This window comes from Clostridium phoceensis (assembly GCF_001244495.1).
Taxonomy (GTDB): domain Bacteria; phylum Bacillota; class Clostridia; order Oscillospirales; family Oscillospiraceae; genus Lawsonibacter; species Lawsonibacter asaccharolyticus.
Genome location: NZ_LN866274.1, coordinates 1,949,956 through 1,964,797, shown reverse-complemented (window position 1 = coordinate 1,964,797; position 14,842 = coordinate 1,949,956). Strand labels below are relative to the sequence as shown.

The following is a 14,842-nucleotide window of genomic DNA, read 5'->3' as shown; positions in this document are numbered from 1 at the left end:
GAAAAAACTGATCGTGAGCCTGATTGCAGCGCCCTTTGCCATTCTTGCGATCCTATACGCAGGCGGCTTTCTGGCGCAGCTTTTGGGCAACTATGCAACCTGGAAACAGGGCGGCGGCATTCCCGGCGATGGTACTTCACCGCTGGCCGCTTCGCCCGACTTCCTTCTCTGCCTTTCCTCTGTGCTCCGACCGCCTTATGGCGTGTATGGCATCTTGATCTGCATTGGCTTGTTAGCAGTGCTGCTCATCATGGTCATGCGCATGGGATATGGTGATGCCGGCGAGTATGATGAAGACCGTAATTTCTCCTACTCCGCCAAAGGCACTTATGGCACCTCCGGCTGGATGTCCCGCAAAGAGATGTCCGGCGTACTGGATCTGGTGCCTGATCTGCGAAAACACAAGGGTGTTGTACTGGGTATGCTGGATGGCAAAGCAGTCTGCATACCGGAAGATACCAGAATCAACGGCAATCTGGCCGTCTACGGTGCCAGTGGTTCCATGAAAACCCGTTCGTTTTGTATGAACCGTATCCTTCAGGCCACTGTCCGAGGCGAAAATAGCGCCGGAGAATCGCTGATCATCTGCGATCCCAAATCGGAATTGTACGAGAAGTCAAGCGAATTTCTCCGCAGCCGGGGCTATTGTGTCAAGGTATTCAACCTCGTTTCGCCTGAAAACTCAGATTCCTGGTGCTGCCTTGCCGAAGTTGAGGGACAGGAACTAATGGCCCAGCTTTTTGTAGATGTCATCATCAAGAACACCACGAACAACGGCAAGAGCGACCATTTCTGGGATGCCTGCGAGATGAATCTGCTCAAGGCCTTGGTACTGTATGTGGATCAAGGCTATGCGGAAGAAAACCGCAACATTGGCGAAGTCTACCGGCTGCTGACTCTCAATGGAGAATCCCAACTTGACACATTGTTCGAGGCGCTTCCTTCCACGCACCCTGCCAAAGCACCCTACAGCCTGTTCAAGCAGGCCAGCGACACAGTGCGAAGCGGCGTGATTATCGGTCTGGGCAGCCGCCTGCAGGTATTCCAGTCTGAGCTGATTAAAAAAATTACCGCTAAGAATGAGATCGATCTGGAACTTCCGGGTCAGCAGCCCTGTGCCTACTTCCTCGTTACCAGCGACCAGGACAGCACCTTTGATTTTCTGGCCTCGCTGTTTCTATCTTTCTGCTTCATCAAATTGGTGCGATATGCAGACCACAACTGCGAGGGCGGCAAACTGCCTGTGCCTGTCCATATCCTTGGGGAAGAACTGACAGCGTGCGGCACAATCCCAGACCTCTCCCGCCGGCTCAGCGTAATACGATCCCGGAATATCTCCATGTCCTGTGTGTTCCAAAATCTCGCAGGATTGCAGAACAGATACCCGCAGAATTTGTGGCAGGAAATCATTGGAAACTGTGACGCGCAGTTGTTTTTAGGCTGTACAGACCAGCTTACTGCCGAATTTATTTCTGCCAGGACAGGGCTTGCCTCTGTAGCAGTATCCAGTAAATCCAAACAGCTGGGCACCTGGCGTATCTCCAACTATACACCAGAGTTTCGTGAGACCTCCGGTGTTGGAAAACGCCCTGTACTTACTCCTGATGAAGTCCTGCGGCTCCCGCTGGATCAGGCGCTCATCATCATCCGTGGCAAGAAGGTTCTGCAGGTAGACAAAATGGATTACTCCAAACACCCGGAAGCCAAGTACCTGCGTTCCTGCAAAGCATCTGCCCATGTGCCGGAATGGCGCCGCTTGGAAGAAGAAGCCGCCAAAACACCGCAACCCACGCCGAAACCGGCTCCTGCAGCAAAGAAACCGGCAAAGCGCAAAGCCACCAAGCCGGCATCCCCCACGGATAAATCACCCAAAGAGACTCCGACCCCTAAATCTGCCGGTACGCCGGAAGGCATTATCACCACAGACAAGGATTCCATCCTGTCTTAAACAAAACTATCAAATTCATAGGAGGTTTTAATCTATGGCAACCAAGAAAAAAGAACTTCTGGAACAGGACACTCCTGTTACCGAAACCGTTATGTCGGAAGATGAAACTCTGCCGGCCGATACCGCTCAACCTGAATCCCTTCCTGCTGACGCTGGCGATGGTCTGGATTTGAACGAACTGCTGGGGCAAATGGATCAGCCCCTGGAGGACACCTCTGCCGAAGATATGGCTGAAGATCCCCTTCCTGAACTCACCGAGGAGGAAATGTTCGGGGATACGCCTGCTGAAACAGACGATCAAAGCGCTGCTCCCACTGATATGCCGGAAGACTCTGATGTGCAGCCGCCTGATGTTTACGAAGATAATGCCGACGCTGTGCAGGAACCCCCTGCACCTCCCAAGCCCAAGCGTACCAGCCGAAAGAAGAAAGAAGCTGCTGCTCCTGAAGAAATTGTCACAGAGGAAGTCCCTGCCGAGGCTGCCGATCCGGTGGCTACAGCCGATACTATCCCTGATGCGGAGGAACCTGCTGTGGAGCCTGACGTTTCTGCCTTGGAGGAAGCTGCCGCTCCTGCCCCCACTCCTTCTCCTCCCCGGCGCCAGCCCCGCCCCCAGCGCGGCGAGGCCCCCGTCCTTACCATCCGCAGCCGGGATGATGTCGAGACTGCCGAAGACCGGGATGATGTAATCTGGCATGAGATCCATAATGCCTACCGCACCCGCAAGATCATCACCGGCAAGCTGGGCGGCATTGAACAGCTGGACAACCGCAAGACGGTGGCAGTTGTGGATTACAAGGGATTCCGTGTTATTATCCCTATCAAGGAAATGATGATCAATCTGGGCCGCAGCCCTTCCGGTCAGGAATACGCCGACCTTATGCTGCGCCAAAATAAGATCCTTGGCAACATGCTCGGTGCTGACATTGACTTCATCGTGCGTGGTATCGACTCCAAGACCCGCAGCGTAGTTGCCAGCCGAAAGGAGGCCATGCTGCGCAAACGCCAGATTTTCTATCTGGATACGGATGCTGCCGGTATGTACCGTGTCTATGAGGGGCGCATCGTCCAGGCGCGTGTGATTGCAGTGGCCGAAAAGGTTGTGCGCGTGGAAGTTTTCGGCGTTGAAACCTCTATCCTTGCCCGTGACCTTGCCTGGGACTGGATCGGTGACGCCCATGAGCGTTTTTCCGTAGGCGATGAGGTTCTGGTCCGTATTCTCAGCGTGCGGCGCAACAGTCTGGAGGACTTGGGCATCAAGGCTGACATCAAGAGTATTTCCGAGAACACCGACAGGGACAACCTGCAGAAGTGCCGTATCCAGGGCAAGTATGCCGGCCGTGTCACAGATGTCCACAAGGGCGTTGTCTATGTGCGCCTCTCCAATGGCGTCAATGCGGTAGCCCACTCCTGCTATGACTACCGGATGCCCGGCAAAAAGGACGATGTATCTTTTGCTGTCACCCGTCTGGATATGGAGCGGGGTGTGGCCGTAGGTATTATCACCCGGATCATCCGGCAGAACCTGTAAGCGAAAGTAGCCTGGGGAGCAAAATAAACTGCTTCCCAGGCTGCCTTCTATCATTGGCTCACCACCTTCTTTATATTAAATTTTTGACATCCGCACATTACTTATGTGTAATTTAATGTGTGGTTGCCATTTTTGATTGACAACCACATATCCTCTCCACACAACCATCCTCTTAAACCCTCTATATAGATTTTTATTTTTCATTTTCGTTGATTTTTCACAAAAATGCGGATATAATATATTATAACAAGGATTTAGGAGGTTGTTTTATGCTGATTCAATTTAGTGTAGAGAACTTTCTCTCTATCAAAGATAATGTCGTGTTATCCCTGCTTGCCAGTAAGGATAACGAACATCCGGAGCACCTGATTGTGGACGGAAACAAAAAGCATTTGAAGTCTGCCGTGATTTACGGCGCCAATGCTTCCGGAAAGTCCAATGTCCTGAATGCGTTTTGGTTCATGGTAAATTATGTGCTGACGTCGCATAACCAGCAGCTCCACAAAACCATTGAGCGTTCGCCTTTCAAGTTTGACCGGGAAACACCCTCTCGCCCCAGCAGCTTTGAGGTCATCTTCACCACAAATGGCATCCGATATGCGTATGGCTTTTCTGTAACAGACAAAGCTGTTATTGAAGAATATCTGTATTACTATCCCAATGGCAGGCAGGCACTCATTTTTGAGCGAAAAGACACAAAAGATTTTCGCTTTACCGTTGATGTCGATGAACAAAACACTCTCAAGGATCGCACTTCGGCCAACAAGCTCTATCTGTCTGTCGCATCAAACTGGAGCTATTCCAAAGTGATTCCGGTTCTGGAATGGTTTGCTTCCTGCCAGATCATCACGAAAAATTCTGTTGCAGACGCCTACGGCCTTGAAGCAGAACAACTCAAAGATGATGACTACCGGCATGTGATCGCCTCTATGCTGCGTGTTGCAGATTTTGGCATACAGTCCCTTCAGATGCGTGATGCAGAACCCGCTCCTTCTCAGCGCAATGATATCTTTACCAATATTGAGGCCATTCACACAGTACAGGATACAGAGGGAAATACTTCTTCCTACGCGCTGAACATGGCAGAGGAATCTGATGGCACCAACAGTTATTTCAAACTGATCGGTGTTGTAAAAAAGGTGCTGGATGAAGGAACCCTTCTTGTCGCTGACGAGATGGACGCTCATCTGCATCCTCTTCTGACAAAGCATCTGGTCTCGCTTTTTAACAGCGTGGAGTTCAATCCAAATGGAGCCCAGTTGATTTTCACATCACACAACACCAATCTTCTTGACCTGGATGTACTGAGGAGAGATCAGATTTGGTTTACCGAAAAAGACGAGCAAACAGCGGCTACCGATCTGTTCTCCCTTTACGATTTTTCCATCCGCAAGGATGCCAAGGTGGAGAAGGGCTATCTGATTGGCCGTTATGGTGCGATCCCCTTTATCAAGGGAGGGCTGTAAAATGGCACATGGAAAAATTGAAAAGCGCGGACAGCGACGCAGAAAAATAAAGCCTGTCATTCTGATTGTAACGGAGGGTTCTCAAACTGAGCCTAAGTATTTTGAACACTACCGCAACCGTCAGACAAACATTGATATTCGTGTGGTCGGCAGCCGCACCAGCGGAGGTGAAACTGATTACCTCAGCCTGATCAGGAAAGCCGTGGAATATCAGAACAAAAATCAGATTTCCGTATCAGAGGGAGACTCTGTATGGGTAGTTGCAGATGGAGATGTGAACTACAACAACCCTGACCCCATCACTGCAAAGGACAGTCTGCTCTCCAAGGCAAGGAAAATGGCAGATGCGAAGGGGATTCAGATTGCACTCTCCAATCCCTGCTTTGAATTTTGGTATCTGTTGCATTTCCAGTACACCACCAAATTTTTCAAAGACTATCCCGCAGTGAAAAACGCATTGACCACTTATCTCCCTGATTATGAGAAAGCTGGCGATGTATATAACCAGTTAGCAGAGCATACAGCCATTGCGATTCAGAACGCCAAACGTGTAGAGCAATACCATCTTCAAAATGACAGCAGCAAACCGTTTGGAATTGCTGTCAATCCATTTACCGACATCTATCAGCTGGTGGAATCACTGCTGTAATGTTTCAAAGAAACATGGTTGGCACAAAATTGTCTCTACATTGGCACAGTCCTGCCCTTTCGCCGTAAATCCATATCTGTTATACTTGGTACAGTCAAAACTTTGCATAGCAGCCGCTCCGGTTTGGAGCGGCTGTTTTCAATTTCAGTAAAGGTGGTGGTTTCTATTCTCTTTCAAAAAGCCCGGAAAATGCTGAACAACGAGCGGGGCGAGGCCAACTATTTCAGTACGGTGGTCTTCATCTTCATCGCTGTCCTACTGCTGGCCTTCATTATTGACCTGTTCAGCATTATTTCCACCAAGCAGGAACTTGACCATGCTGCCGATCAGATGGTCAAACAGATCCAGCTTTCCGGCGGCGTCAACGGCGAGACCGATGAGCTGTTTGAATTTTTGAGTTCTCAGATCGAAGGAGCCGAAAATATCTCCTACTCCATTGACGCTACTTACACATCATCCAGGCCATCCGGTATGACAAATGCCATCCAGTTGGGCACCCCCTTCTTCATTACTATCGAGGGAGATGCCAAACTAGGCGGGTTCTGGAATTTTGACCTGGTAAACATCACAGTGGTTGCCCGTGGCAGCGGCGTCAGTGAGCACTACTGGAAGTGAGGTGACCTATGAAACGCATATTCCTGCGGCTGAAACAGCCGCTGCGAAACGAACGGGGCGAGATCACCTTTTTCGCCTGCTTTTTTGTGGTAGGCATCGTGATGCTGATTTCCTTCCTGCTCCTGTATGCTTCCATCCGGATCACCTGCATCAACATCCGCAACGGCGCTAAAATGGAGTTAAATAACCTCAGCGGCACGATTTATGCAGACACCTACCGCTCCCAGCGTGAGACCAACTTTGAAAAGTACCTAAATACCCTTTACTCCAGCAGTGACTATACCGACATGCTGGAGGCTACAGTGGCAGGTGGCCTGGACTCCAAGATTCCGCTTTCAACGGAGGATTACAAGGTTTCCGACATCAGCCTGGATTTCAATGTTGAGGATGGACGGGTTGAGTACATCTTTTACTGTGACGTGGAGTTCTATGTGTGGATGTTCGGCCACAGTTATCCGGCTATCACCCAACGGGTGGAGCTAACAGGCTACCACAACACAAAATTCTAACAATACTGTTGAAAGCCCGGCACATTCTACCGTATAGGCTTTATATAACAGCAAAAAAGGAGTGTATGTAAAATATGAAGAAATTTTTCCAATCCAAAGGCTTTATTGTTTCCTCGCTGGCTCTCCTCTGCGTCACTATTCTGGGTGTCTGCTGGTTCGTAAGCCGCGACCGTACCAGAGATTTTAGGCCGGATGAATCCCCACCCAGCAGCGTCACCGGCGATTGGTCAGATGGCGGCACACAGACAGATGGTGATAATGGAGCAGATGCTTATGCTCCCGGCCAGTCCACAGATGCCAAAGAAGAATATCCCAAAGTAACCTCCCAAACGGAGGATGAGGTTGTGATCGACTTTACCGATACTGAAAAGCCTGAAGAATCGCCTCCTCCGGTGCCGGAAGGTAAGACCGAAATCAAAGATCCTGGTCAGGAGCATACCGTCAATCCCGACCCGTCAGTTCCGGAGGTTACTGCCCCGCCCGCCGAGCAAACACCGCCCAGCAATGAACCGGCTCCCGGCTCCAGCAACGGAAATGGAGCTGTATACGATCCGGTGTTTGGCTGGGTTGTTCCCGGAGATGTACAGCAGTCCAACGGTGACAGTGATGGGGATCTGAACAAACAAGTCGGCAATATGGGCTGATTTACTACAACTGAATATGGCACTACTTGGCCGTCACAGGATTGTGGCGGCCTTCCTATTTTCAAAAGGATTGGAGCGTGATGTATTTGAAACGACTTCTCGCCTTCCTATGCTGCTTCACCCTTGTTTTCTGTCTATTCCCCTCCTCTGCCTTTGCAACGGGTGGAAATGGAAACATAGATGGCGGAGGTGGCGGCATGGGTCAGGGCACAAGCAGCAACTTCTGGACTCCGGGTAATGATGGCGTCCGCATTACGGTTGTTGACGCATCCAGCGGAACTGCCGTATCTTCTCCTCTGGACTTTTCAAACCGGACGCAGAAGACCAGTCTTCTCCATTTTGGGAAAGTCAACAAACTGCAATACCTGAGCGGCACCGGTCTCTCCCTCCAGTCCGGCGCTGCCTATTCCTGCATTAAACCCGCGCAGTCTATGCCCACAATCGTCAGCAGCAAGGGGCAGAGCAACATTGAAGCCATCAAACGGTATTTCTGTTCTGAATATGCGTGCATGATGGTCGCTCAGGCAGCCAGAGTCGATTATGAGCGGATGATTGCCGGCGAGTACAAGCTGCTGATCGAACCCATTGCCTATTTCACACACAACGGCCAGTATTACTGTATGACAGCTACTGAAGCCGGCCTGTATGATCAGATGTCCGGCGGCAATCTGCGGAAAACCATGACCTCGCTTACCCATAAAAACCTGCCGCTGTCCATGTTCCTGGAATTCAGTGACCTTGGCATCTCCGCCTGGACAGGCAACACCACCGGGAAGCAGAACAATTCCGACATCATCAGCACCCTCGGCGTTGGTATCGTCTGGTTTGATGAAGCTCCGCCGGAAGGAGAAATTGAGGCCCCTGATGTCGAATACCGAGTAGATACGGATGTGATCACCGCTGTCACACTGCGGACGGATCAGGATCTGACGCCGGATAATCCGGCATCGGTTACCTTCCATATTCTCGGCACCACCTACCGGGTCAATGATATAGTGATCCCAGCCGGTGACAGTCAGGTAGTCTGGGTGAAATGGCATACCCCCTCCACCCCACAGACCGTGACCATTACAGTATCTGTCAGCGGCGCCTATACCGCTCAGGATACCTTTGTCGCAAAGATCGTGGATCTGAATGAGCACATTCCGCCTGACCCTGTGGCAACCGACACGAATCCCGGCTACTCTGTGCCGTCCCTGCCCAATGAAACGCAGAAGCTCACTGCCAACTGGGGCGTCTGGAGCTGCTACTGGGTGCCTGTATGGGTATGGTGCGACCACGGTGAAGATGGCGGGCACTGGGTTGATGAAGGATATTGGGAATACGAATATACGGGCTACTCCGCTTCCATCAGCGGCGAGATGTCTCTAATGCCAGATGATATTGTACCCACAGCATCCGGCAAGACGATGAAAAGCGGGTACGGCGTTAAAACCGAAGTGCGGGCAACGCTGTCCACAGATGCCCCGACCAGCCACATTACTTATCCTCAAACTGCTTTTTCCGTATTCCCTGAGTTCCAGTATCAGACCTATCTGCGGCTTCTGCAGCGTTCCGGCGGCCAAAGTGCAAAATTCATCTTCAAGCCCAACGAGTTTTCCACCTATGACCGGACAGTGCATTTCACACCGCTGTGGTTCCCCGATGCCACCGACTACACCATCTATACACAGGTGTGGGATACCTGGACTCCTGACGGCATGTTATCCATCAACCTAAATGACTATGTTTCGATCCAAGGGAGCCTTTATGATGACTGGTATACCAATCGAGAATAACCTCTGGACAGCTTACCTGCTTACCATATTTTTTGTGGTGGCCGGCTTTGCTGTCTACGATGTGCTTTACAGACGGGTGCCTGACTGGGCACTCGTCTTTTTTATCCCCTTAGCTGCTCTGGCGCCGGTCCTGCAGGGGTATTTCCTGTTAAATCATGGGCTCCCGCCGCTCTTCCTCTGGCCGGTCGCTACCCATGCCCTGGTAGGCGCCCTGCTCGGCTTTTGTATTCCATTGGCAGCTGCACTGGCAACAAACGGCACCGGTCTGGGCGGCGGGGATATCAAGTTCTGCGGGATATTAGGGCTGGTCTATGGCCCTTCTGGCATGGCGCTGGTCTTTCTGACTGCCGCTGTTACTGCAATGCCTGTGATCTTTCTTCTCAGGCGGCTTTATCGAACTGGGCAGCCCCTTGCTATCCCGTTCCTGCCATTTCTCGCCTGTGGCTGCTGTACAGCGACCCTGGCCCAATTATTTTTAAGATAGGAGACAACGCTTATGAAACTGAATAACCGATTCATCTTCGGTATCCTCTCTCTGCTGTTGGCGGCAGTTATCGCCTTTGTGGCACTTCCAACCATCGCCCGTCAGACCAATGGAAAAGAGGAAATCGTCCGTATCACCCAGCCGGTATTGAAAGGCGAGCAAATCTCGTCAGAAAATGCCGAGGTGGTTGAGGTAGGCGGCTATAACCTCCCCTCCAATATCGCCCATCTGCTCTCCGATGTAAATGGTCTTTACGCTACCGCCGACTTGGCTGTGGGTGACTATATCCTTACCAGCAAGATCAGCTCTGTACCGGTTTCGTCCGATGTGGCGCTCAACAGCATCCCTTCCGGTAAGGTTGCTATCTCGCTGACCGTTAAAACACTTGCTTCCGGCCTCTCTGACAAGCTTCAGCCCGGTGACATCATCCGTATTTACCACTTTCTTGATACGGCGGCCGAAGTACCGGAACTGCGTTTTGTCAAAGTATTGTCCGTTACAGACTCAGACGGCATCAATGTGGATAATGCCAAGGAGCCCACGGAGGATGAAGAAAAGCAGCAGTCAGCCACTATCACTGTGCTGGCAAGCCCTGAACAGGCGAAGATCATTACCGGTCTTGAAAATGACGGCGTAGCTCATGTGGCTCTTATCTCCCGCAACAATGACAAACTGGCAGATGAGCTGCTTGCCGAGCAGGATAAGACTCTGCAGGAAATCTACTTCCCCGAAACTTTGATTGAGGAAGAAGCTGCAGATGCGGAAAATTCTGACGCTGAAAGTGAACCCCAGGAAACGGTAAATGCAGAGACTGCACAATCCACCAATGAAACTGCACCCTCAGCAGAATAATCAAATCAAGGAAGGAGGATCTTCGTTATGGGTAAAGTTATCACCGTCTGGGGAAGCCCCGGCAGCGGCAAATCCATGTTCTGCTGTATTCTGGCAAAAGCCCTGACCCGGGACAAGCGGAAAGCCATCATTATCAATGCCGATATGAATGTCCCTATGCTGCCGGTCTGGCTGCCGGAGCAGATCATCCAGACCAATACCTCTATCGGCCAGGTTTTGAGCAGTGTGGAGATTGATACATCTCTGGTTGCCAGTCATGTGACAGTGCTGAAAAACTATCCCTTCATCGGGATGATGGGCTATGCGGCAGGGGAAAACCCGCTGAGCTACCCAGAGGTCAAATATACCATGGTACTGCAGCTCATTCATGCTGCCGCCAAACTGGTAGATTTCGTCATTCTGGACTGCAGCACCAGCATGACCAATGTGTTCACTCCCGCCGCCATTGAAGCCGGCGATGTGGTCATCCGTATCCTCACCCCGGACCTAAAGGGCATCAACTACCTGAAAGCCCATCAACCTCTGCTTGTGGACGAGCGCTTCCGGTTTTCTGAGCATATGACATTCGCCGGTCTGGCCCGTCCCTTCCACGCCTTGGATGAAATGGGCTATATCATTGGCGGGTTTGACGGCCTGCTTCCCTACAGTAAGGAGATCGACCGCTGTGCTACTGAAGGCGGTATGTTCAAGGCTATCACCTACTGTAACCCCAAATACACTGCTTCACTGAACAAGGTACTGGAAATCCTGGAGCAAATGGAACTGGCCGAGCAGTCAGAGGATGATGCGGCGTATGAATGTGAGGAGGATGCCGATGAGTAATTTGAATGATATATTCTTCACACCGGCCGCCAATCAGGAGCTGACCTATGACCAGGTACTGGAGGATGTACAGCGGTATTTTGCCGAAAACCATGCCTCCACCATTGCCGAAGCTGGGGAAGGCAATGCAGAGCGTGCCACAAGCCTGCTGAAAGAACTGATGGAACACTACATTGTCAAACGCAAATATGCCCTTGACGGGCTCTCTACAAAAGAACTGTGTTCCAAGCTCTATGAAGACATGGCCGGCTACTCCTTTTTAAAGAAATGGATCTATAAGCCCGGTGTTGAGGAGGTCAACATCAACGCCTACAACGACATTGAAGTGATCGAATCCAGTGGGCGCAGCATCAAGATCCCTGATAAATTCAGTTCGCCCCAGCACGCCATCGATGTGATTCGCAGGATGCTCAACGCCTGCGGCATGGTCATTGATGACACCATGCCCAGCATTGTGGGATTTCTGGACAAGAATATCCGTATTTCAGTGGACAAAACTCCCATTGTGGATGCAGATGTAGGCGTCAATGCCTCCATCCGTATTGTCAACCAGCAGACCGTCAGTGAAGAAAAACTGCTGAACTCCGGCAGTGCCACTGCTGAAATGCTTCACTTTCTGACTGCATGTATCCGCTATGGGGTGTCCGTCTGTATTGCAGGCTCCACCGGCTCCGGCAAGACCACGATCATGGCCTGGCTGCTGTCCAATGTACCCAATAACCGGCGCCTTATTACCATTGAAGAAGGCAGCCGCGAATTTGATCTGGTCAAGCGGGATGCACAGGGCAATATCCTCAATTCCGTAGTACATCTGCTGACCCGCCCCAGCGAGAACCCTGCGTTGAACATCAATCAGGATTTTCTTCTGGAGCGGGTGCTGCGTAAGCATCCGGATGTCATCGGCGTGGGTGAAATGCGGTCAGCAGCAGAAAGCCTGTCCGCAGCCGAAAGTTCCCGCACCGGCCATACCGTATGTACCACCATCCACTCCAATTCCTGCAACAGTACTTACCGCAGGATGATGACCCTTGCCAAACGCAAGTACAACATGGATGACTCCATCCTCATGCAGATCATGGTAGAGGCGTATCCCATCATCGTCTTTACCAAGCAGCTGGAGGACCGTTCCCGTAAGATCATGGAGATCATCGAGGGCGAGGACTACCAGGACGGGCGGCTGATCGCCCATTCCCTATACAAATATGAAGTGGAGGACAATGTAACTGATGACCGTGGTGAAACCCGTGTGGTAGGGCACCATAAAAAAATCGGCTTGATCTCCGATTCCTTGAAGAAAAGACTGTTGGACAATGGCATTTCCAATAAGGAATTGGAAGAATTCATGCAGCCGCCAAAGGAGGTGGGTTAATTGCAATGGATCTATCTTATCTGTTTTATCCTGCTCAGTGCCGGGCTCTTGGCTCTGTTTGGTGTGAAGCCGGGTGATTTTATTGATGCCATCTTCCGTTCACAGCGAAAATCCGCTACCTTATCGGACGAACTGAATGTTCTTCTGGGCACGCCAGCCAAGGGATTTTTTAATCAGGATTACGAACTGAAACAGATCTTGAAGGGCACTGGACGGGCTGACCGCTATGAAGCGGTAAAACGACTGTCCCTGATCCTGTTCGCTGTGGGGGCTGTGCTGGCTCTTTTGATTGGGAATGTGTACATGGTGCCCATTCTTGGTATCGGTTTTTCCCTTATACCGATCTGGTATCTGCGCAGCACCGCTGCCAGCTATAAAAAACATCTGAACGAAGAACTGGAAACCGCTATTTCCATCATCACAACTTCCTACCTGCGTACCGAGGATCTGATCCGTTCTGTCAAGGAAAACCTGCCCTATATCAACGAGCCGGTAAAAGCCAACTTTGAAGCCTTCGTTTATGAAGCGGAACTGATCAACGCCAATATCACCAGCGCTATCAACAGCCTGAAGATGAAGATTCCCAACCGGGTCTTCCATGAATGGTGCGGCACCCTCATCCAGTGTCAGTCCGACCGCAGTATGAAGAATACCCTGCCTACCATCAACCAGAAATTCTCCGATGTGCGTGTGGTGCAGTCGGAACTGGAGGCAATGATGCAAGGGCCGCGGCGTGAAGCCATCACCATGATATTTCTGGTTATCGCCAATGTGCCGCTGCTCTATTTCTTGAATGAAGATTGGTTCCATACCCTTATCTTCACCACACCGGGCAAAATTGCACTGGCAATCTGCGCAGCCATCATCCTGTTTGCGCTGACCCAGATTATGAAACTGAGCAAGCCCATCGAATATGGAGGTGATAGCGTATGACCTTTCTGGCGCTCATCGCCATCATCTTCTTCGGTTTTGCTGTCTACAACCTGACCTGCGCCTTTGTGGACATCCCGACCAAGAAGACCTCACAAATGATGATGCTCTCCCGCAAACAGCAGGGCACCAAAAACGAAAAGCTGCTTGATGTCTATGTGACAAAAATCGCCGGTTGGATCGCCCCTTATTTGCGGCTGGACCGGCTCAAGCGCAATAAGGTACAACGCGCTCTGGACATTGCAGGTCTGCAGCTTACCCCAGAGGTCTATACGGCCAGAGCCTGGGTAACTGCAGGGGCAGTTGGCCTGTGTGCCATCCCCATGGCATTTCTTATTCCGCTGCTGGTGCCTATTTTGATTGGTCTTGCGGTGGCACTGTGGTTTTCAACCTACTATGCAGCCTTTGATTTTGTTAAAAAGCGCCGCAAGCTGATCGAGGGCGAGATTCCCCGATTTGCTTTGACCGTCGGCCAGAGCCTTGAAAATGACCGGGATGTACTTAAAATTCTGACTTCCTATCGCCGTGTGGCTGGGAAAGACTTCGGCGCCGAACTGGATCAGACCATTGCTGATATGAAAACCGGCAACTATGAAAATGCCCTCATTCGATTTGAAACCCGCATTGGCAGCCCCATGCTGTCCGATGTGATCCGTGGCCTGATTGGTGTCCTGCGCGGCGATGACCAGCGGATGTACTTCAAAATGATTACTTTCGATATGCGCCAGATCGAGCAGAACAATCTGAAGAAGGAAGCTGCCAAACGTCCCAAAAAGATTCAGCGTTACTCTATGATGATGCTGATTTGCATTATGATTATCTATCTGGTGGTGCTCTGTACCGAGGTTATGAGTTCGCTCGGGGCGTTCTTTGGCTAATTGGTATCCGACCCGGTACTTCCGGGCGTTTTCATACCTGCTCCTCATATGGAAGACAGATACACAGGGAGGTGAGCGTTTGTACCCAAGCGATTTTCCATAGCGGCAGGCACATTATTTCCATTGGTCCGAACTGAGCCGGTCTGTTTCATCAGCCGGCTCCATTTTTTACAGGAGAATGCCTATGCCCAAAAAGAAATTTTATCCGCCGAATGATACCGGCACCCAAAAACGCCGCTTTCGTTGCTTGCTGTTCCAGCGGCCTAAAGCATATCCGAACCGGCCCCGTTCCAACAAAAACAATCTGATCAAGCCTATCCGCCGCGCTTAACAGTCGTCGGACTTGATATACCTACCCAACCACAAA

15 protein-coding genes are annotated in these 14,842 nt (G+C 51.0%); all 15 read left to right on the top strand.

Annotated features, from left to right (window positions below):
• The first annotated feature begins 13 nt into the window (after positions 1-13).
• The 15 genes from BN1969_RS10205 (at position 14) to BN1969_RS18260 (ending at position 14,806) form a co-directional block, all read left to right on the top strand.
• Positions 14-1,948, top strand: a complete 1,935-nt coding sequence (locus BN1969_RS10205; RefSeq protein WP_082203560.1) for a VirD4-like conjugal transfer protein, CD1115 family — start codon at positions 14-16, stop codon at positions 1,946-1,948.
• 34 nt (positions 1,949-1,982) lie between these two features.
• Complete coding sequence (locus BN1969_RS10200) at positions 1,983-3,479, top strand: S1 RNA-binding domain-containing protein (protein ID WP_050624202.1); 1,497 nt, start codon at positions 1,983-1,985, stop codon at positions 3,477-3,479.
• A 269-nt stretch (positions 3,480-3,748) separates the two neighbouring features.
• Positions 3,749-4,945: an AAA family ATPase gene (locus tag BN1969_RS10195; RefSeq protein ID WP_050624201.1), complete on the top strand. Its 1,197-nt coding sequence runs from the start codon at positions 3,749-3,751 to the stop codon at positions 4,943-4,945.
• A 1-nt stretch (position 4,946) separates the two neighbouring features.
• The gene (locus BN1969_RS10190) at positions 4,947-5,594 is read left to right on the top strand and encodes an RloB family protein (protein ID WP_050624200.1); all 648 of its coding nucleotides are present in this window, start codon (positions 4,947-4,949) and stop codon (positions 5,592-5,594) included.
• Positions 5,595-5,783: 189 nt separating this feature from the next.
• Positions 5,784-6,209, top strand: coding sequence for a DUF4320 family protein (locus BN1969_RS10185; protein WP_050624199.1), 426 nt, complete (start codon positions 5,784-5,786; stop codon positions 6,207-6,209).
• A gap of 8 nt (positions 6,210-6,217) precedes the next feature.
• Positions 6,218-6,718 (top strand): hypothetical protein, encoded by a 501-nt coding sequence (locus BN1969_RS10180; RefSeq protein ID WP_050624198.1) that lies wholly within the window; start codon positions 6,218-6,220, stop codon positions 6,716-6,718.
• A gap of 74 nt (positions 6,719-6,792) precedes the next feature.
• Entirely contained in the window at positions 6,793-7,362 is a 570-nt protein-coding gene (locus tag BN1969_RS10175) for a DUF6550 family protein (protein ID WP_050624197.1), read from the top strand.
• 80 nt (positions 7,363-7,442) lie between these two features.
• The gene (locus BN1969_RS10170; RefSeq protein WP_050624196.1) at positions 7,443-9,140 is read left to right on the top strand and encodes a DUF8193 domain-containing protein; all 1,698 of its coding nucleotides are present in this window, start codon (positions 7,443-7,445) and stop codon (positions 9,138-9,140) included.
• The gene (locus tag BN1969_RS10165; RefSeq protein WP_050624195.1) at positions 9,112-9,624 is read left to right on the top strand and encodes a prepilin peptidase; all 513 of its coding nucleotides are present in this window, start codon (positions 9,112-9,114) and stop codon (positions 9,622-9,624) included. Before BN1969_RS10170 ends, BN1969_RS10165 begins: the two co-directional genes overlap by 29 nt.
• Before the next feature lie 12 nt (positions 9,625-9,636).
• The gene (gene cpaB / locus BN1969_RS10160) at positions 9,637-10,476 is read left to right on the top strand and encodes a Flp pilus assembly protein CpaB (protein ID WP_050624194.1); all 840 of its coding nucleotides are present in this window, start codon (positions 9,637-9,639) and stop codon (positions 10,474-10,476) included.
• A gap of 27 nt (positions 10,477-10,503) precedes the next feature.
• Positions 10,504-11,298, top strand: a complete 795-nt coding sequence (locus tag BN1969_RS10155) for a CpaE/TadZ family protein (protein ID WP_003499635.1) — start codon at positions 10,504-10,506, stop codon at positions 11,296-11,298.
• Complete coding sequence (locus tag BN1969_RS10150) at positions 11,291-12,667, top strand: CpaF/VirB11 family protein (protein ID WP_029465907.1); 1,377 nt, start codon at positions 11,291-11,293, stop codon at positions 12,665-12,667. Before BN1969_RS10155 ends, BN1969_RS10150 begins: the two co-directional genes overlap by 8 nt.
• Positions 12,668-13,600: a type II secretion system F family protein gene (locus tag BN1969_RS10145; RefSeq protein ID WP_050624193.1), complete on the top strand. Its 933-nt coding sequence runs from the start codon at positions 12,668-12,670 to the stop codon at positions 13,598-13,600.
• Positions 13,597-14,475, top strand: a complete 879-nt coding sequence (locus BN1969_RS10140) for a type II secretion system F family protein (protein WP_050624192.1) — start codon at positions 13,597-13,599, stop codon at positions 14,473-14,475. The genes BN1969_RS10145 and BN1969_RS10140 overlap by 4 nt, the downstream gene beginning before the upstream one ends.
• A gap of 184 nt (positions 14,476-14,659) precedes the next feature.
• Positions 14,660-14,806, top strand: coding sequence for a hypothetical protein (locus BN1969_RS18260; RefSeq protein WP_187120343.1), 147 nt, complete (start codon positions 14,660-14,662; stop codon positions 14,804-14,806).
• The last annotated feature ends 36 nt before the right edge of the window (positions 14,807-14,842 follow it).